Annotated in this window: 15 protein-coding genes; 10 read left to right on the top strand and 5 right to left on the bottom strand. The window is 70.2% G+C overall.

All coding sequences use genetic code 11. The features are described from left to right. The first annotated feature begins 70 nt into the window (after positions 1–70). From QTI20_RS08440 to QTI20_RS08415, 6 genes are all read left to right on the top strand, one after another. Positions 71–1,258 (top strand): FecR family protein, encoded by a 1,188-nt coding sequence (locus tag QTI20_RS08440; protein WP_286548486.1) that lies wholly within the window; start codon positions 71–73, stop codon positions 1,256–1,258. A 116-nt stretch (positions 1,259–1,374) separates the two neighbouring features. Beyond that, on the top strand, positions 1,375–3,834 hold the full coding sequence (locus QTI20_RS08435) for a TonB-dependent siderophore receptor (RefSeq protein ID WP_286548487.1): 2,460 nt from the start codon (positions 1,375–1,377) through the stop codon (positions 3,832–3,834). A 6-nt stretch (positions 3,835–3,840) separates the two neighbouring features. Continuing rightward, positions 3,841–5,136, top strand: coding sequence for a PepSY-associated TM helix domain-containing protein (locus QTI20_RS08430; protein ID WP_286548489.1), 1,296 nt, complete (start codon positions 3,841–3,843; stop codon positions 5,134–5,136). 57 nt (positions 5,137–5,193) lie between these two features. Continuing rightward, a complete protein-coding gene (locus QTI20_RS08425; protein WP_286548491.1) occupies positions 5,194–6,114 on the top strand; it encodes a LysR family transcriptional regulator in 921 nt (306 codons plus the stop codon). 143 nt (positions 6,115–6,257) lie between these two features. Continuing rightward, a complete protein-coding gene (locus QTI20_RS08420; protein WP_286548492.1) occupies positions 6,258–6,884 on the top strand; it encodes a cysteine hydrolase family protein in 627 nt (208 codons plus the stop codon). Positions 6,885–6,895: 11 nt separating this feature from the next. Then, a complete protein-coding gene (locus QTI20_RS08415) occupies positions 6,896–8,104 on the top strand; it encodes an MFS transporter (protein WP_286548493.1) in 1,209 nt (402 codons plus the stop codon). A 19-nt stretch (positions 8,105–8,123) separates the two neighbouring features. On the opposite strand, the gene QTI20_RS08410 is transcribed toward QTI20_RS08415, so the two are convergent. Next, entirely contained in the window at positions 8,124–9,176 is a 1,053-nt protein-coding gene (locus QTI20_RS08410) for a site-specific integrase (protein ID WP_286574174.1), read from the bottom strand. 146 nt (positions 9,177–9,322) lie between these two features. On the opposite strand from QTI20_RS08410, the gene QTI20_RS08405 reads away from it, so the two are divergent. Beyond that, the gene (locus QTI20_RS08405; protein WP_286548497.1) at positions 9,323–10,366 is read left to right on the top strand and encodes a DNA-binding protein; all 1,044 of its coding nucleotides are present in this window, start codon (positions 9,323–9,325) and stop codon (positions 10,364–10,366) included. Between the two features lie 18 nt (positions 10,367–10,384). On the opposite strand, the gene QTI20_RS08400 is transcribed toward QTI20_RS08405, so the two are convergent. Next, a complete protein-coding gene (locus tag QTI20_RS08400; protein ID WP_286548499.1) occupies positions 10,385–10,558 on the bottom strand; it encodes a hypothetical protein in 174 nt (57 codons plus the stop codon). Between the two features lie 44 nt (positions 10,559–10,602). On the opposite strand from QTI20_RS08400, the gene QTI20_RS08395 reads away from it, so the two are divergent. Then, positions 10,603–11,388 carry a hypothetical protein gene (locus QTI20_RS08395; RefSeq protein WP_286548501.1) on the top strand — a complete coding sequence of 262 codons (786 nt, stop codon included), beginning with the start codon at positions 10,603–10,605 and terminating at the stop codon, positions 11,386–11,388. A gap of 73 nt (positions 11,389–11,461) precedes the next feature. Continuing rightward, entirely contained in the window at positions 11,462–12,535 is a 1,074-nt protein-coding gene (locus tag QTI20_RS08390) for a TAXI family TRAP transporter solute-binding subunit (protein WP_286548502.1), read from the top strand. A gap of 12 nt (positions 12,536–12,547) precedes the next feature. Here QTI20_RS08390 and QTI20_RS08385 read toward each other — a convergent pair whose 3' ends face one another. Then, positions 12,548–13,495 (bottom strand): adenylate/guanylate cyclase domain-containing protein, encoded by a 948-nt coding sequence (locus QTI20_RS08385; protein ID WP_183026941.1) that lies wholly within the window; start codon positions 13,493–13,495, stop codon positions 12,548–12,550. 407 nt (positions 13,496–13,902) lie between these two features. Here QTI20_RS08385 and QTI20_RS08380 point away from each other — a divergent pair, with 407 nt between their 5' ends. Next, entirely contained in the window at positions 13,903–14,139 is a 237-nt protein-coding gene (locus QTI20_RS08380) for a hypothetical protein (RefSeq protein ID WP_286548503.1), read from the top strand. A 36-nt stretch (positions 14,140–14,175) separates the two neighbouring features. On the opposite strand, the gene QTI20_RS08375 is transcribed toward QTI20_RS08380, so the two are convergent. Together QTI20_RS08375 and tadA are read right to left on the bottom strand one after the other, a co-directional pair. Beyond that, positions 14,176–15,111, bottom strand: coding sequence for an LD-carboxypeptidase (locus tag QTI20_RS08375; protein ID WP_286548505.1), 936 nt, complete (start codon positions 15,109–15,111; stop codon positions 14,176–14,178). Continuing rightward, complete coding sequence (gene tadA, locus QTI20_RS08370; protein WP_286548508.1) at positions 15,108–16,187, bottom strand: tRNA adenosine(34) deaminase TadA; 1,080 nt, start codon at positions 16,185–16,187, stop codon at positions 15,108–15,110. The genes QTI20_RS08375 and tadA overlap by 4 nt, the downstream gene beginning before the upstream one ends. Positions 16,188–16,189 lie beyond the last annotated feature (2 nt).

Raw genomic sequence — 16,189 nt, 5'->3', positions numbered from 1 at the left:
ATTTTCATCTGCCGGAGGTAGGGTCGAACGCGTTTCGTTCGTCTACCGAGGGAGGAGCGCCCTTTTCACCATGAGCCACCTGTCGCCCCCGCCCCCCACGGCCTCTCTGTCGGACGAGCAGGCGCTGGACTGGTTTGTGCGCCAGCAACGGGGACTGTCCCGCGAAGAGCAGGCGCAACACCGCGCGTGGCTCGCCAGCGACGAGGCGCACCGGGCCGCCTATGCACGGTGGCAGGCCAGCTGGGACACGCTCGACCAGCTGCCCGCCGATGGCTTGGCGGCGCTCAACGCGCAGTTGGCAAAGGACCTGCAGGCGCTCGGGGCGTCAGATTTGCTGGTCGCGCCGCCGGCGTCCAGTCCTGCCCTCCCCCGGTCTTCTACTGCCCGCCGCGGCGGCTGGCGCCAGTGGGCGAAGGGGCTGCTGGGCGGCAAGCCTTCCGCGCCAGGCCGCGCCGCGCGGCCCTTGCGCTGGGCCGCGCCTGCGCTGGTGCTGCTGATGCTGGCCGGCGGCTATGGCGGCTGGGCTTCCTGGCAACGTCAGCCTCTCTACAGCGCGGAGCACGTGACCGCGCGCGGACAGCAAAGCCGTGTGCAACTGCCCGACGGCTCGATGATGCGGCTCGACACCTTGACCCAAACCGATGTGACGCTGTACCGCCAGCGCCGCGAGGTGCGGCTGTCCGAAGGCCAAGTGGTGTTCCAGGTCACGCACGATGCCAGTCGCCCTTTCCAGGTGCTGGCCGGGCCCTTGCGCATCACCGTCGTCGGCACGCGCTTCTCCGTGCGCTACACCGCCGGCACCCCCGGTCGGTCCGACGTGCGGGTGGCGGTGGAGGAAGGCCGGGTGCGGGTCGAACCGATCGAGCCCGTCGCTTCGCCTGAAGGATCGGCGAAGCAAGGGGTGGAACTGACTGCCGGCGAGCAGATCGCCAGCGACGCCCACGGCGGCCTGGGTGCCGTCAGCGCCGTGCCGGCGACCGGCATTGCTCCCTGGCGTGACAACCGCGTGAGTTTCGACAACACGCCGCTCGACCAGGCCCTGGCCGAGTTCGAGCGCTATGGCGCCACGCGTTTGCGGGTGCAGGACCCGGCGGTGGCCGCCTTGCGCCTCACCGGCACCTTCGATCCGCTGCACCTGGAGAACTTCGTGCGCGCGCTGCCGCAGGTGCTGCCCGTGCGTCTGGTGCCCGATCCGATGGCGAAGGCCGGGACGGCGGCGTCCACGTCAGCGGGGCCGTGGCTGGTGGTCGGGCGCTGAGCGCGGTCCTGCATCGAAACTTTCCTGAATTTATTTGCGCGCGGAAGGTAGGGCCCGTGCCGGGTAGCCCGTCTACATGAGAAGGATTCCCATTTCTTCTCTTGGAGTACGTGTTCATGCCTCGCCCTTTTCTGCAACCCGCGCCCCTGACGCTCTCGCTGGCACTGGCTTTCGGTGCCGCAAGTGCGCTGCCGTTGCTCGCCCATGCCCAGACAGCCGCCCCTGCGGTGCTGCAGCTGCGTCTTGCGGCCCAGCCGCTGGGCCAAGCGCTCAACGAACTGGCGCGCCAGTCGAAACTGGAATTGATGGTGCAGCCCGCGCTGGTGGCGGGCAAGTCCGCCGCGGCCCTGCAGGGCACCTTCACGCTGCAGCAGGCCATCGACCGCCTGTTGGCCGGCACCGGCCTGGTCGCGGTGCGCGATGCGAACATGCTGGTCATCAGAACCGCGCCCAGCGGCACGGCCACCCTGTCGGAGGTGCTGGTGACGGCCTCGAACCGCGAAACGCCCTGGGGCCCGGTGTACGGCTACGCCGCTCGGCGCGCGATGTCGGCCGCCAAGGACGACGCAGCGCTCAACGAAACCCCGCAGTCGATCTCGGTCGTGACCCGCGACCAGATGGACGACCAGGGCGCGCAGACCGTGACCGACGCCCTGCGCTACGTGGCGGGCGTCAACACCTCGGCCTACGGCGAGGACCCGCGCTACGACTGGATCACCGTGCGCGGCTTCAACCAGTCGGTGTTCGGCATGTACCGCGACGGCCTGCGGGCCTCGGGCAGCAAGATCGGCATGCGCATCGACCCCTACGGGCTGGAACGCATCGAAGTGCTCAAGGGACCGACCTCGGTGCTGTATGGCCAGAACGCGCCCGGCGGCCTGATCAACAACGTGACCAAGCGCCCCACGAGCGAGCCGCTGCACGAGCTTTCGATCGGCTTCGGTTCGCACGACCGCAAGCAGGCGCAGTTCGACCTCGGCGGCCCGCTGGCCGGCAGCGAAACGCTCTCGTACCGCCTGACCGGCAACCTGCGCGACAGCAACACGCAGATGAATTTCGCGCCCGACGATCACGTCTACATCGCGCCGGCCATCACCTGGAGGCCCGATGCCGACACCTCGCTCACCGTGCTGGCCAACTACCAGAAGGACCGTGCGGCCTGGGGCCTGTGGTATCCGCGCGCCGGCACGCTCAACCCCGGCCCCTGGGGCCGGATCCAGCCGGGCTTCTATCCCGGCGAGCCCGACTTCAACCAGTTCAAGCGCGAGCAGTATTCGGTCGCCAGCCTGTTCGAGCGCAGGCTCGACAACGGCGCCGTGTTCCGCCAGAGCCTGCGCGTCGAGCACATGGACTACGACGCGGCCTATGTGCGCGGCCGGGGCCTGATCAACACCCGCGGCCAGATCGACGACAACGGCTACCTGCTGTTCCGCGATGCCAACCGCGGCCGCCTGGATTCGGACGTGTACGCGATCGACAACCAGCTGGCCTGGAACTGGCAGGCCGGCGGCCTGCAGCACCGCCTGCTGGCCGGCCTCGACAGCAGCCTGACCCGCTACACCGACCGCCAGCTCTCGGGCAATGCCCCGCTGCTGGACATCCGCAACCCGCAGTACGGCCAGCCGATCAGCGAGCCCACCGATCCCTGGTCGCGCGACGTGAAGGCCCGCCAGACCGGCGTCTACCTGCAGGACCGCATCAACCTGGGCGAGCGCTGGATCGTGCGCGGCGGCATCCGCCACGACTGGGCCCGTACCGACACCACCGACCCGCTGGGCACGCTGGCGCTGCGCCAGAAGAACGGCGCGACCACCTTCCAGGCGGGCGCGCTCTACAAGGCGGGCAACGGCTGGACGCCGTTCGTAAACTATGCCGAATCCTTCCAGCCGACGGCACAGGCCAGCAAATCGGGCGCGCCCTTCGATCCCACCGAAGGCAAGAGCGTGGAGGCCGGCGTGCGCTACCAGCCGGACCACAGCCGCAGCATGTTCACCGCCTCGGTCTACGACATCCGCCAGCGCAACGTGCTGACGCAGGACCCGAGCGACAGCCGCTACTCGGTACAGACCGGCGCAGTGCGTTCCCGCGGGCTGGAGCTGGAGGGCGTGTGGGAAGTCACGCGCCAACTGACCGTGATGGCCAGCTACACCTACATGGACGCGGCGGTGACGCGCAGCAACATCCTGGGTGAAACCGGCACCCGGCCGCGCGACGCCTGGGGCACCACCTCGCCCAGCAACATGGCGTCGATCTGGGCCCACTACCGCTTTGCCGACAGCACCCTGCGCGGCGTGACCATCGGCGGCGGCGCACGCTACATGGGCCGCACCATCGACTACGGCGCATCGCCCACCGCACCGGACAATGCCTATTCCTTCCAGGCCAAGACGCCGGCCTACACCGTGTACGACCTGGCGCTGGGCTACGAGCCGAACGCGAACTGGCGCTTCCAGCTCAAGGTGAACAACCTGTTCGACAAGCTCTACGTGGCCAACCCCTGCGGTGGTTCACCCCTCAGCGCCTGCTACTACGGTCCGGTGCGCAGCGTGCTGCTCAGCGGCACCTACCGCTGGTAAGCCGGCATGCGCGCCTGGATGACGCGGCTGCACCGCTGGGCCGGCCTGTTCATGGCCGCCTTCCTGTTCGTGGCCGGGCTCACCGGCGCGGTGATCTCCTGGGACCACGAACTCGACGAATGGCTGAATCCGCAGCTCTTCGATGCGCCCGCGCCTTCGCCCGAGGCGCGCAAGCGCGGCGCGCTGGAACTGGTCGACGGCCTGGAGGCGGCCGACCCGCGCCTGCGCGTGGCCTTCGCGCCGCTGGAGGTCGAGGACGGCCACGCGCTGGGCGTGTCGGTGGTGCCGCGCGTCGATCCGGCCACCGGCCAGCCCCATGTGCTGGGCTTCAACCAGGTCACGCTCAACCCCTACACCGGCGAAGTGCAGGGCACGCGATTGTGGGGTGCGGTCTCGCTGTCGCGCGAGAACCTGATGCCCTTCCTCTACAAGCTGCACTACAGCCTGCACATCCCCAATGCGGGGGCGCTGGAGCTCGGCACCTGGTTCATGGGCATGGTCTCCATGGTCTGGGTGCTGGACTGCTTCCTCGCGCTGTGCATCTCGCTGCCGGGCCGGCGCGCCTGGCGCAAATCGTGGCGCAAGTCCTTCAGCTTCCGATGGCGCCAGGGCGGGCACAAGCGCACCTTCGACCTGCACCGCGCCGGGGGCCTCTGGGCGTGGGCGCTGCTGCTGACCGTGGCGATCACCTCGGTCAGCATGAACCTGCGCCGCGAGGTGGTGCGTCCGCTGGTCGAACGCGTGTCGACCCTGACGCCCGACATCTTCGCCCTGCGTGCACCCGTGCCCGTGGCGCGCTTCGTCGAGCCGGGCATCCGCCGCGAAGAGGCGCTGGCGCTGGCCCGGCAGGAAGCGGTCCGGCGCGGTTGGTCGGCCCCCGCGGGCGCCGTGTTCTACAGCGCGCCCTACCGTCTCTATGGCGTGAACTTCTTCGAGCCCGGCGACGACCATGCGAGCTGGGGGCTGGGCAATCCATGGCTCTATCTGGATGCCCAGACCGGCGCCTACCTGGGCGACCGCGTGCCGGGCACGGGCACCGCGGGCGACCTGTTCCTGCAGGCCCAACTGCCGCTGCACACCGGCCGCATTGCCGGCACGGCCGGCCGGGTGGCGATGAGCGCGCTGGGCCTGGGGGTGGCCATGCTCAGCGTGACCGGCGTGATGATCTGGGCGCGCAAGCGGCGTGCGGCGCTGCGCGGCCGTGCCCGCAGCAGCGCTGCGCAGGCGACGGGCGAGCCCGTGTCCGCGAGCTGGCAAGGCGTCCAGGAAACCGTGCGGACGCCCGGTCCGTCGAGCGGATAATTCCGATCCGCCCCCTGCCCGGCCGGCCGGCGCGGAGAGAGGCACAAAGGACCGACCATGGACAAGTTCAGCGCGATGCGGGCCTTCGTGCGCGTCGTCGAAGCCGGCAACTTCACCAAGGCTGCGGATTCGGTGGGTGTGCCCAAAGGCCAGATGAGCCGCCTGGTGCTGCTGCTGGAAAAAGAGCTCAAGACGCAACTGCTCAACCGCACCACGCGACGGGTCACGGTCACCGCGGACGGCGCGGCCTACTACGAGCGCGCGGTGCGCCTGCTCGACGAACTCGATGAACTCGAGTCGAGCCTGTCGCGCGCCAAAGCCGCGCCGCGCGGGAGGTTGCGGGTCGACGCACCGTCGGCGATCGCCAGCCTGATCCTCATCCCGGCGCTGCCCGATTTCTGTGCGCGCTACCCGGACATCCACGTCGACGTCGGCGTGAGCGACAAGCCCATCGACCTGATCGGCGAGAACGTGGATTGCGTGCTCCGTGCGGGAGAGATTGCCGACCCCTCGCTCGTGGCCCGACGCATCGCCGAGATCGACCGCATCGTGTGCGCGTCGCCCGCCTATCTGGCCCGGCACGGCGTGCCGCAGCATCCGTCGGACCTCGAGAGCGATCGCCACCATGCGATCAGCTACTTCTCGCATGGCTCGGAACGCCTGACCTATGTGCTGCAGCGGGGCGCGGAGCAGTACGAGGTCCATGCGCGGTCGAGCGTCGCGGTGAACGACTCCGGTGCGATGCTGGCCGCCGGGCTGGCGGGCCTGGGCATCGCGCGCACCGCCCCGTTCATGGCGGCGCCGCACCTGGCGGCGGGCACCCTGACGGCCGTGCTGCCGGAATGGTCGGCTGGCGCCTGGCCGTTGTACGTGGTCTATCCGCCCCATCGGCATGTGAGCGTCAAGCTGCGGGTGTTCATCGACTGGGTCGCCGACCTTTGCGCGCGCACGCTGAAGGCGCCGAGGGTGCGGCCCTAGCGTCCGGCCCGCGGCCACTGTGCGATGGATCGAGACGCTGCGTCTGCGCGCGCTCTCTTTTTCCATGGCAGCCCGAAGCCTAAATTCCCGACACGGCCGAGCCAGGCGACTGGCTCTTCATCCACCGAGAAAGGAATTCCACCATGGACACCCCACGCTACGACGCGCGCAAGACCGCGCTTCTCTTCGTCGACCCCTACAACGATTTCCTGTCCGAAGGCGGCAAGCTCTGGCCCGCGATCCAGCCGATCGCGGAGGAAGTGCACCTGCTGGACAACCTGCGCGCGATCCAGGGCGCGACCCGCAAGGCCGGCATCCAGAAGGTGATCGTGCCGCACCGGCGCTGGCAGCCCGGCGACTACGAATGCTGGTGCCATCCCAGCCCCACGCAGCGCCTGCTGATGACCCGCAAGACCTTTGCCAAGGACAGCTGGGGCGGCGAATGGCACCCCGAGTTCGGCCCCCAAGCCGGCGACATCGTGGTGCACGAGCACTGGGCCTCCAGCGGCTTCGCGAACACCGACCTCGATTTCCAGCTGAAGCAGCATGGCATCTCGCATGTGATCCTGGTGGGCCTGCTGGCCAACACCTGCGTCGAGACCACCGCGCGCTACGCGCAGGAGCTGGGCTACCACGTGACGCTCGTGAAGGACGCCACCGCCGCGTTCCAGCGCGAAATGATGCACGCCGCGCACGCGCTCAACGGTCCCACCTATGCCCACAGCATCGTGGACACCCGCGCGCTCCTCCAGGCGCTGCCCAGCGCTTGAGCGGGCCGCGCATGACGCCCTCCTCCGACGGTGCGGCCGGGCTCTCCGGCCGCCTGGTTTCGCTGATGGCGCTGAGCTGCGCGCTCGCGGTGTCGACCATCTACTACCACCAGCCGCTGCTGCCCCGGATCGCCTCTTCGTTCGGCGTCCCGCCCACGCAGGCCAGCCTGATCGCGACGCTGACGCAACTCGGCTACGCGATCGGCCTGTTGCTGATCGTGCCGCTGGCGGACCGCCAGCAGCCGCGCAAGCTCGCGTCGCTGGCCGTCGCCGCGAACGCGGTCGCGCTGCTCGCCTGTGCGGCGGCGCCCAGCTTCGCGCTGCTGTGCGCCGCCAGCTTCGCCGTCGGGGTGACGGCCATCACCGCGCAGATCATCATTCCCACCGTTTCGGGCCTGGCGCCGCCGGCCCTGCGTGGCCGCACCGCGGGCATCCTGCTGGGCGGCCTGTCCGCCGGCCTGCTGCTGGCGCGCACGGCGAGCGGCTTCGTCGGCGCGGCCACGGGCTGGCGCACCGTGTTCCTCGCCGCCGCGCTGGTCGACCTGGGGCTGTGGGCGATCGTCGCGCGGAAGCTGCCCGCGGTCTCGACCCTGACGAGCCTCGGCTACGGCGCGCTGCTCCGCTCGCTGGGCCGGCTGGTGCGGGAGGAGCGCGTGCTGCGCCTCTCGGCCGCCACCGCCTTCATGATGTTCGCCGCCTTCAGCGCGCTGTGGGCCACGCTCGCCGCGCTGCTGGCGCAGCCGCCTTACGGCTTCGGCCCCGCCGCCATCGGCGCGTTCGGGCTGGTGGCGCTGCTGGGCATCGCTGCGTCGCCGCGCATCGGCGCCCTCGCCGATCGGCTCGATGCGCGCGCCCTGCTCCTGGCGGGTGCGCTCGCGCTGGCCCTCGGCTTCGCGTTCATCGCGGCCGGCGGGCGCGGCCTGGGCTGGTTGATCGCCGGCATGGTGCTGCTCGATTTCGGCAACCGCGCGGGGCTGGTGGCGAACCAGACCCGGGTCTATGCGCTGCGGCCCGAGGCGCGCAGCCGGCTGAACACGGTCTTCATGGGCGCCTACTTCCTCGGGGGCTCGGCCGGCGCCGCCCTGGGGGCCTACGGCGCCCACCGGGCCGGCTGGGCCGGGCTCGCGGCGACAGGCGCGTTGCTGGCGCTGGCGGCCGCGGCCATCAACATGCGCTCGTTCCGCGCCGCGCGCGCGGCGGTCGTCGACGGCACCTCCTGAGATCCGGGCGGGACGGCCTTCAGTCGATCAGTTTCGAGACGGCCGCCTGCGCCAGCGCTTCCGTCCGGAAGTACCCCAGCACCGACCCCACGCCCCGGTGCCCGGTCATGGCCATGGTGTCGGCCAGCGGGACCTGCTGGCGTCCGGCCTCGGTCACGAAGCCGGCGCGCAGCGAATGGGCCGAGAAATCGCCCTCGAGCCCTGCCGCCAGGCAGCGCGCCTTGACGATGTCGCGCACGGACCCGTCGGCCAGCGGCGCGCCGAGGTGGCCGCCGCGTCGCACCTGCCGGAAGATCCGGCCCTCGCCGATGCCGCTGGCCTGGAGCCAGGCGGTGAGCGCCTGCCCTGCCCTGCCCGCGATCGGCTTGGCGTTCTCGGCTCGATCGGCGCCGCTCTGGTTGGTCTTCGAGAAGCCGAGCGTGTAGACATAGGTGTCTTCGCCGATGCGTTCCAGGTGCGCCATGTCCGCGGCCGCCACCTCGGAGCGCCGGCGCCCGCCGGAGGACCAGGCGAACAGCAGCAAGGCCTGGTCGCGCAAGCCCTTGAGGCTGTCGTCGCAGGTGGCGAGCAGCGCCTGCAGCGGCTCCTTCGTCAGCGCCCGCTGCTTGCGCTGCACCACGCCGCGTTTGGCGTACGCGCGCCGGCTCTTGGCCACCAGGTCGCGCACGGCTTCGGTCGCGCAGGGATTCGGCATGCCGGCGGTCTGATGGGCCTTGCTGAGCACCGCGATGCGGTGCGTCACCGTGGCCAGCGCGAGCGGACCCAGGGCGCCCTTGTAGCGCCCTGCCACCAGGGCCTGGTCGGCCGCCGGCGGCAGTTGCGTGACCAGGCCCCTGGGCGTGCTGCGCTCGAGGTGGTCGACCAGGAACTGGATCACCACGGGCACGGCGACCGGCAGCTCGAGCTTCCGACCGTAGCGCACCGAAAACCACGCGGCCCAGTATTTCAGCGCGGAGCGGTAGGTCGCCACGGTGTTGGCCGACTCGCCCTCCTCCAGCAATTCCTGGACGGCCGACGCGGTCAGCGACGAGATCTCGCCCGGGTCGAGCACCGGCAGCTTTTTCAGGGCCATCAGATCGCCCATGGTCGGCCTCCAGACCTGTTTTCGTGCATATTCGTATTAAATCGCATGTGTGACGTATGATATCTTACGTGTAAATTTAACAGGTCACGATAAGTTTCAGTAATCGTGAGCTATTTTGAGCCAGGAGCGAAACCATGACGCAGAAGCGTTCGAGGGGGGTCCAGCAGGCCGATGTGTGGGCCGCGGCCGATGCGCTGATCGCGGCGGGCGACCGGCCGACCATCGAGCGCGTGCGGCAGAAGATCGGCAGCGGTTCGCCGAACACGGTGAGCCCGATGCTCGATGCCTGGTATCGCACGCTGCCTGCGCGCCTGGGCGTGGGGGCGCCGGCCGAAGGCGCCGCAGGCCACCGCCTGCCGCCCGAGGTTGCCGATGCGGCGCAGGCCCTGTGGGCGCTCGCCTGCCGCGATGCCGGCGCGCTCGCGCGCCAGGCCCACGAGGCGCAGCGCAGCGCCCTGGATCGCCGCGAGGAGGCGCTCACGGTGGCCGAGGCCGAGTTCCAGCGCCGCGAGCAGGCCTTTGCGTCGACCCAGGCATCGCTCGAAGAATCGGTCCTGCGTGGCAACGACACCGTCGCCGGATTGCAGCGCCAGCTCGATGCGGCGCAGCAGCGTCAGGCCGCCGTGGAAGCCCAGGTCGAGCCGCTGCGCGAAGCCCTCGCCACCTCCCAGCGCCGGCAGGAGGCGCTGCACGCGGAACACGCGGCCGAACTGGCCCGGAAGGACGCCACGATGGCGGAAGCGCAGCAGCGCCACGATGCGGTCGAGCGCCGCGCGCTGCTCGAGATCGATCGGGCGCGCGAGGAAGCGCGCCAGGCCGTGGCCCGTGGCGTGCGCGAGGCGGCACGTGCCACGGAAGCGCAGGCGAAGCTCGCGCAGGCCCGCGACCACGCGGTCGAGGCGCTGCGTGCGCAGGAACAGATGGCAGCCTCCGCGCATGAGCAGGCGGCCGCGCTGAGCACCGCCCACGCCGCGCTGCAGGCGCGGCTCGCCGGCGCGGAAACCGGCGGCCAGGCCCTGCAGGCGTCGCTGGCGGCCGAGTCCACGGCCCATGCCGCCACCCGGGCGCTGCTGACGCAGGCGATGGCCCTGGTGGCGACCGCCAATGCCGCGCCCCGCAGCGGCAAAGGCAAGCCGCCGGCGAAGCCCCGGATCAGGGGCGCGACGCCGGGCGGCTGACGCACGGCTTCAGGCCGCTCAGCGCACCAGGCTTTCGACAAAACGGCCGCTTCGGCCGCGTGCGACGCGGCGATGCGTCGACGGCCGGTTCCTGAACGCGCCCGCCAGCGACTGGCTCCGTCCCTCATCGCCCCGCCCGAGATCGACCTGCGCCGCGATCGTCGGTGTATCCAGGGTTTTCGTGTTGTTCAAATGAGTACTTAGGTGTACAAAAGGAGCGTGTCTTAGGAAACCCCATGAACCCCCAGGCGAAGTCGGACACATCACTGGCGTCCTGCGTGCATTGCGCCACGCCGTTGAACCCCAGCGCACGGGTGTGCCCCAGCTGTGGTGAGGATCCTTCCGCCGACGGCGGCCTTGCCGATGCCTCGTGGTTCGAGGAGGCCTCGGCGAACACGCCGAACGACCATGTGCTGGAGGCCATGATGGCCATCGCCGCGGCCAAGCCCAAGGCCGCGCATCCCGCGCTCGGCCCGTTCCTGCAACCCGGCCCGCCGGCGCTGGTGCAGGCGCCCTCCGTCACCGCACTGCCGCAGCAGGCTTCGGCCCTGTCCCACGCGAGCCCCTTGCGCCTGCCCTCCTCGCTGTCCCGCCGTGTGCTGGGCGCCGGGGCGGCCGTCACGGCCCTGGCGGCGCTGACGGCGGTGCTGCTGAACGCGAACGGCTTCTCTCTCAGGCCCGGCACCGCGCCGAAGACCGGGGCGGCGCTCGTTTCGGCGGGGTTGTCGCCGGCCCCCGGCACGGCCGCGGGCGAGCGCGATCACGAAGCCGTTCCGGACCCGGAGCCAGCACCACCGCTGCCGGCGCTCCCGCAGGCGAGCCCGCCGGCGCGGGCCGATGACGAGGCGCGAACGATCGCCGCCGCGCTGGGTCTGGGCGCGCGTGCCGAGCCGGTCGTCGCGGCGCCGGAGCCCCCCGTCGTCCCGCGCGCCGCGCCGGCCGCCGACGCGCCGGGCGGCACCGAATCACCGAAGCGATGCGGCGAGGCGCTGGCGGCGCTGTCGCTGTGCCGCGAGCCATGAGGCACACGTCATCGGCAGGTCTGCGAAGGCCTGGCGATCGTTCCGTTCCGGTCATTACGAAAAGAGGCGACCCATGGCCCTGAAAACCATCGCGGCAGGACTGATGCTCATGGCCTGCATGAGTGCGGCGCTGGCCGCGCCGCCGGCCAAGTACAAGATCGTCACCGCATCGAAGACCGGCACCTACATCGAGATCGGCCGCGACCTGGCCACCTGGGTGGCCGAGCCGGCCGGGTTGGAGCTGGAGGTGCTCGAGTCCAAGGGCTCGGCGGAGAACGTGCAGCGCATGCGCTTCGAACCCGGCGTCAAGCTGGCGCTGGTGCAGTCCGACGTGTACCAGGCCTTCCTGGACGAAGCCCGGGCCGGCAATGCCGAGGCCGGCAACCTGATCCAGCCGTTGCGCCTGGTCATGCCGCTCTACGACGAGGAGATCTACTTCGTGGTGCGCGCCGATTCGCCGCTCAACGCCATCCACCAGATCAAGGACCAGCGGATCGGCGTCGGCCCGCTGGGCAGCGGCACGGCGTTGACGGCGCGGACCCTCTACCAGCTGATGTTCGAGGCGCCCATGCCGACGGCCAACCGGCAGTACCTGAGCAACGAGGAGGCCCTGGCCAAGCTCACCGTGGACAAATCCATCGACGTCGCGATCATCGTCGCCGGGCAGCCGGCCAAGCTGTTCTCGGAGATGAAGCCCGAGGCGCGCAAGTACATCAAGCTGCTCAAGTTCGACGAGGCGGCGCCGGAATCGGCGCGTGCCCGCAAGACCTACTTCCCGTCCGCCATCCGGGCCGAGAACTATGCGAGCTGGCTGACCGCCGATGTGCCGACGCTGACCGTGAAGGCCTACCTGGTCACCTACGACTACGGCATGAAGTCGACGGTGGTGAACCTGGTCAACTTCGCGGACTCGCTGTGCGCCAACTTCGACGTGCTGCAGGCCAAGGGTCATCCGAAGTGGAAGCAGGTGCGCCTCGCGCTGCCCACCCTCGGCCAGGGCTGGCGTTACTTCGCGCCGATGGAGAGGCGGCTGCGGGCCTGCATCGCCAGCCGCGCCAGCGTGGCCGTGCGCCCCGCGGCGAGGGTCGTGCCGGCGGCGCGCACCTGCACCGAGCAGGAGGTGGTGCTCGGCATCTGCCGGCAGTAGCCCGGCCGCGGCTCAGCGCGCGTCGCGGCGCGACAGCAGCAGGTTCCCGCCGGTGGTGTTGAAGGAGATGGTGGGGGCGGTGAAGTCGCTCAGCGGCGCGCCGAGGCCGATCTCGCCGCTGCCGTGCAGCACGCATTCGTCGCGGCGCAGAGAGATCTCGCCGCTCACGCCCGCGCTGCCGTGGAAGCGGACCCAGGTGCCGTAGGTGCTGACGTCGACCAGCACGCAGCCGCCCTGCCGCGCCTCGATCCGCGCATGCAGCCGGGAGACGCGGGGGTCGTTGACCACGAACTGCGCGTCGTCGACCCGCCCCAGGTGGATCGGCAATTGCGACGCGCTGAACATCGAGCGCACATCCAGCCACGACAGTTCGATCTGTCCGAAGGTGGAATCCTGCACCCGGCCGCTGAGGGCCAGCGCGGCCGGCATGGTGAGGAATTCCGAATGCTCTTCCTGCCAATCGATGCGGTGCACGATCGGCATTTCATTCTTGCCGCGGATGTTGATCGGGCCCAGGCTGCGGTGCCGGACTTCGCCTTCGCGCAATTGGGTGATCACCGACGCGGTGGCCCAGATCTGGCCCGGCCCCGCCAGATCGCTGAGCCGCGAGGCGAGGTTGACCGCGTCGCCATAGCAGTCGCCGTCGACCTCCAGCACTTCGCCGTTGGCCACGCCGATCTGCAGGTCCATGCGCAGCTGGATGGGCCAGGCCTGCAGGCGTTTCTGGTGGTTGCGCTGGAGCTCGAGCACCGCGGCCGTGGCCGCGTCGGCGGCGGAAAAGATGGCCAGCACGCCATCGCCCAGCATCTTCACCACCCGCCCGCTGTGGGCCTCGCAGACGCCCGCGATCCACTGGGTCAGGCGCGTCACCGTGTCGGTGGCGCGCTCATTCCCCATCGCCTCGAAGACTCGGGTGCTCCCTGTCAAGTCCGCAAAGATGACTGTCGAATTGGCGCCCATGTTGTGCAGTTTTTGGTAGCAATTGCCGTCCGATTATGGCAAAGCCATCGCGGGACGTGAGTGGGACGTACAAACTTTCGCTTGCACAGCGCTTTGAATGATTGATTAACAGTTGTGACCTGGCGCGCCGTCAGGTCAAGACCTGGCTTTGCGCTCAAGTCGCCCTAATTCTGTAAGCCATTGGAATTCATTTCTTTCGCCCTCCTCCGGGCGACTGTGACGAATGTTGTTTTAAACCATATCCAATGGTTTCTTGGCTTGTGAGGCGCTGAGGCGACATTTAAGGTAGCGCTGTCGAAACGCCTCTTTGCGCCATGTCTGCTGGACTTTTCTCTCGCTTTTTCACGCTCGCCGGCCGGACTTTTCGCGGATCGCCGGACCGCCAGATGCGGCGGATCCGTTCGGCCATGCTGGGCCTGCTTGAAGCCAGCGGCGGGCCGAGCGCCCAGCGCATCGCCCAGCGCGTGCGCTTCGCGAGCGACCTGGAGACGCTCTGGTATCTGCGCCAGGACGTGCTGGTGGCCGTGTCCGCGACCGAAGGGGAAGCGGCGGCGCAGCGGCGCATGCAGCAGATCAACCGCCTCTTCAGGCACGGCCTGCCGCAGACCATGGGGCCGCGCGTCCACCATCGCTTCACGGTCTGACGCCGGCGCTCGACGGCCCGCGGCCGGGCCCCGGCCTCAGTGGTGATGGCCGTGCCGATGGCCCCAGACCATGAAGAGCTCGCGTCCCTCGGCCGCCATCTCGATCTTCGCGCCCACCGGCAGCAGCACCTTGGTCGGCACATGGCCGAAAGGCAGCCCGGTCAGCACCGGCACCTTGAGCAGCGTGCGCAGCCGGTCGACCACCGTCTGGAGTCCGAAGCCGCGGTCGTGCGGCACCTTCTTGAAGGAGGTGAACTGGCCCAGCACCACCGCGCGCTGCTTCGCCAGCACGCCCGCATGGCGCAGCTGGTCGAGCATGCGCTCGAGCCGGTAGGGATGCTCATGCACGTCTTCGAGGAACAGCACGCCCTTGTTGATGGCCGGGAAGTACGGCGTGCCGAGCAGGCCGACCAGCACCGAGAGGTTGCCGCCCCAGAGCACCGCATCCTTCAGAGGCTTCAGCGCCGTGCTCGCGTCGATGTCGCGCGCGGGAATGCGCCATCCCGTGCCTTCGCCCTGGCCGCAGACCAGGTCGTCGAAGCAGGCTTCCATGATGTCGTCGGGGCCGTCCTCGGCGCCGAAGTCCTCGCCCAGCGACGGACCGGCCCAGGTCACCGCGCCGGTCTTGGCGAGCAGTGCGCTCTGGAAGGCGGTGAAGTCGCTGAGTCCGACGAACTCGGTGCCGTGGTGAATAGCCTTGGCGACGGCCTTGTAGGGGATGGCATCGAGGATGCGCGTGAGGCCGTAGCCGCCGCGCGCGATCAACGCCACATCGGCGCCGCTGGCGGCCGCGCGCGTGATGGCGGCCAGCCGGGTGGCGTCGTCGCCGGCGAAGCGCTGGTGGCTGCTCAGCGCGGCCTCGTCGATCTCGACCGCGTGGCCGAGCGCCTGCAGGCGCTTCACGCCACGACGGAAAGCGGCCTTGTCACGGACCGCGCTGGAGGGCGAATAGATGTAGATATGTTTGCTCACGGCGCGAAGTATCCCATTGCGGTTGCGACCCATGCCGCGGCCTGCGCCGGCGACGGGCCCGCGGCATCGCCGGCGCCGCGTCCCCAGGCGCGCAGCGCGGCCTCGTAGCCGCGGTCGGGAAACGGTGCCTGCCAGGCGGCACGCAGCGCGCGATCCGGCGCCTCGGGCACGGGCGACACGCCGACGAAGCGCTGCGGAGCGGCCGCGTGCAGCAGTGCCGCCAGCGCCTGCGCGCCTTCCGCGTGCGCCAGCAGCACCGGGCCGGGCTGCAGCCGGTCCAGCCAGGCGAGCAGCAGGTCGCGGTGCCAGTCCAGCGCATGCGCGGCCTCGCGCTTGGGCTTGTCGCTGCGGCCGAAGCCGATCAGGTCGGGCACCAGCCAGCGCGGTCCGGGCAGGCCGATCAGGTGGCGGAACTGGTGGCTCCAGCGGTTCGGTCCATGCAGGCAGAGCACGGTGGCAGGCGCATCGTGCGGGCCTTCATCGAGGTAGTGCAGGCGCCAGCCGCGCTGGCCCGGCAGGTCGGCGATGTAGTGCGGCGCGAAACGCTCGGTATCGAGGCCGGCGAAGCGCACGTCCGGCGTGCGCAGCGCGTCGTCGCGCAGCGGCTGCGCGGTGACGCGCGCCAGCGTGCGCCGCTGCTGGAAGAAGTCCTGCAGCACGGCCGCGCACTCGGCCGCCAGCACGCCCCCCTCGACCTGCGTGCGGTGGTTGAGCTGCGGCTGCGCGAACAGGTCGAGCACCGAGCCGGCCGCGCCGGTCTTGGGGTCGGTCGCGCCGTAGACCACGCGCGCGAGCCGGGCGTGCAGCATCGCACCGGCACACATCGCACAGGGCTCGAGCGTGACGAACAGTTCGCAGCCGTCGAGCCGATAGTTGCCGAGCGCCAGGGCACCCGCGCGCAGGGCCGCGATCTCGGCATGCGCGCTGGGGTCGTGCGTGGCGACGGGCGCGTTGCGGCCGCTCGCGATGCACACGCCGTCCTTCACCAGCACCGCACCGACCGGCACCTCGCCCGCGGCGCCCGCGAGGCGCGCCTCGGCCAGGGCCCGCTGCATCCATTCGAGGTCGCGGCTCATCG

Origin of the sequence: Variovorax sp. J2P1-31 (assembly GCF_030317215.1) — a bacterium.
Taxonomy (GTDB): Bacteria; Pseudomonadota; Gammaproteobacteria; order Burkholderiales; family Burkholderiaceae_C; genus Variovorax.
Note: the sequence above shows the minus strand (reverse complement) of the source record. Positions and strands in the feature narration are given on the sequence as shown.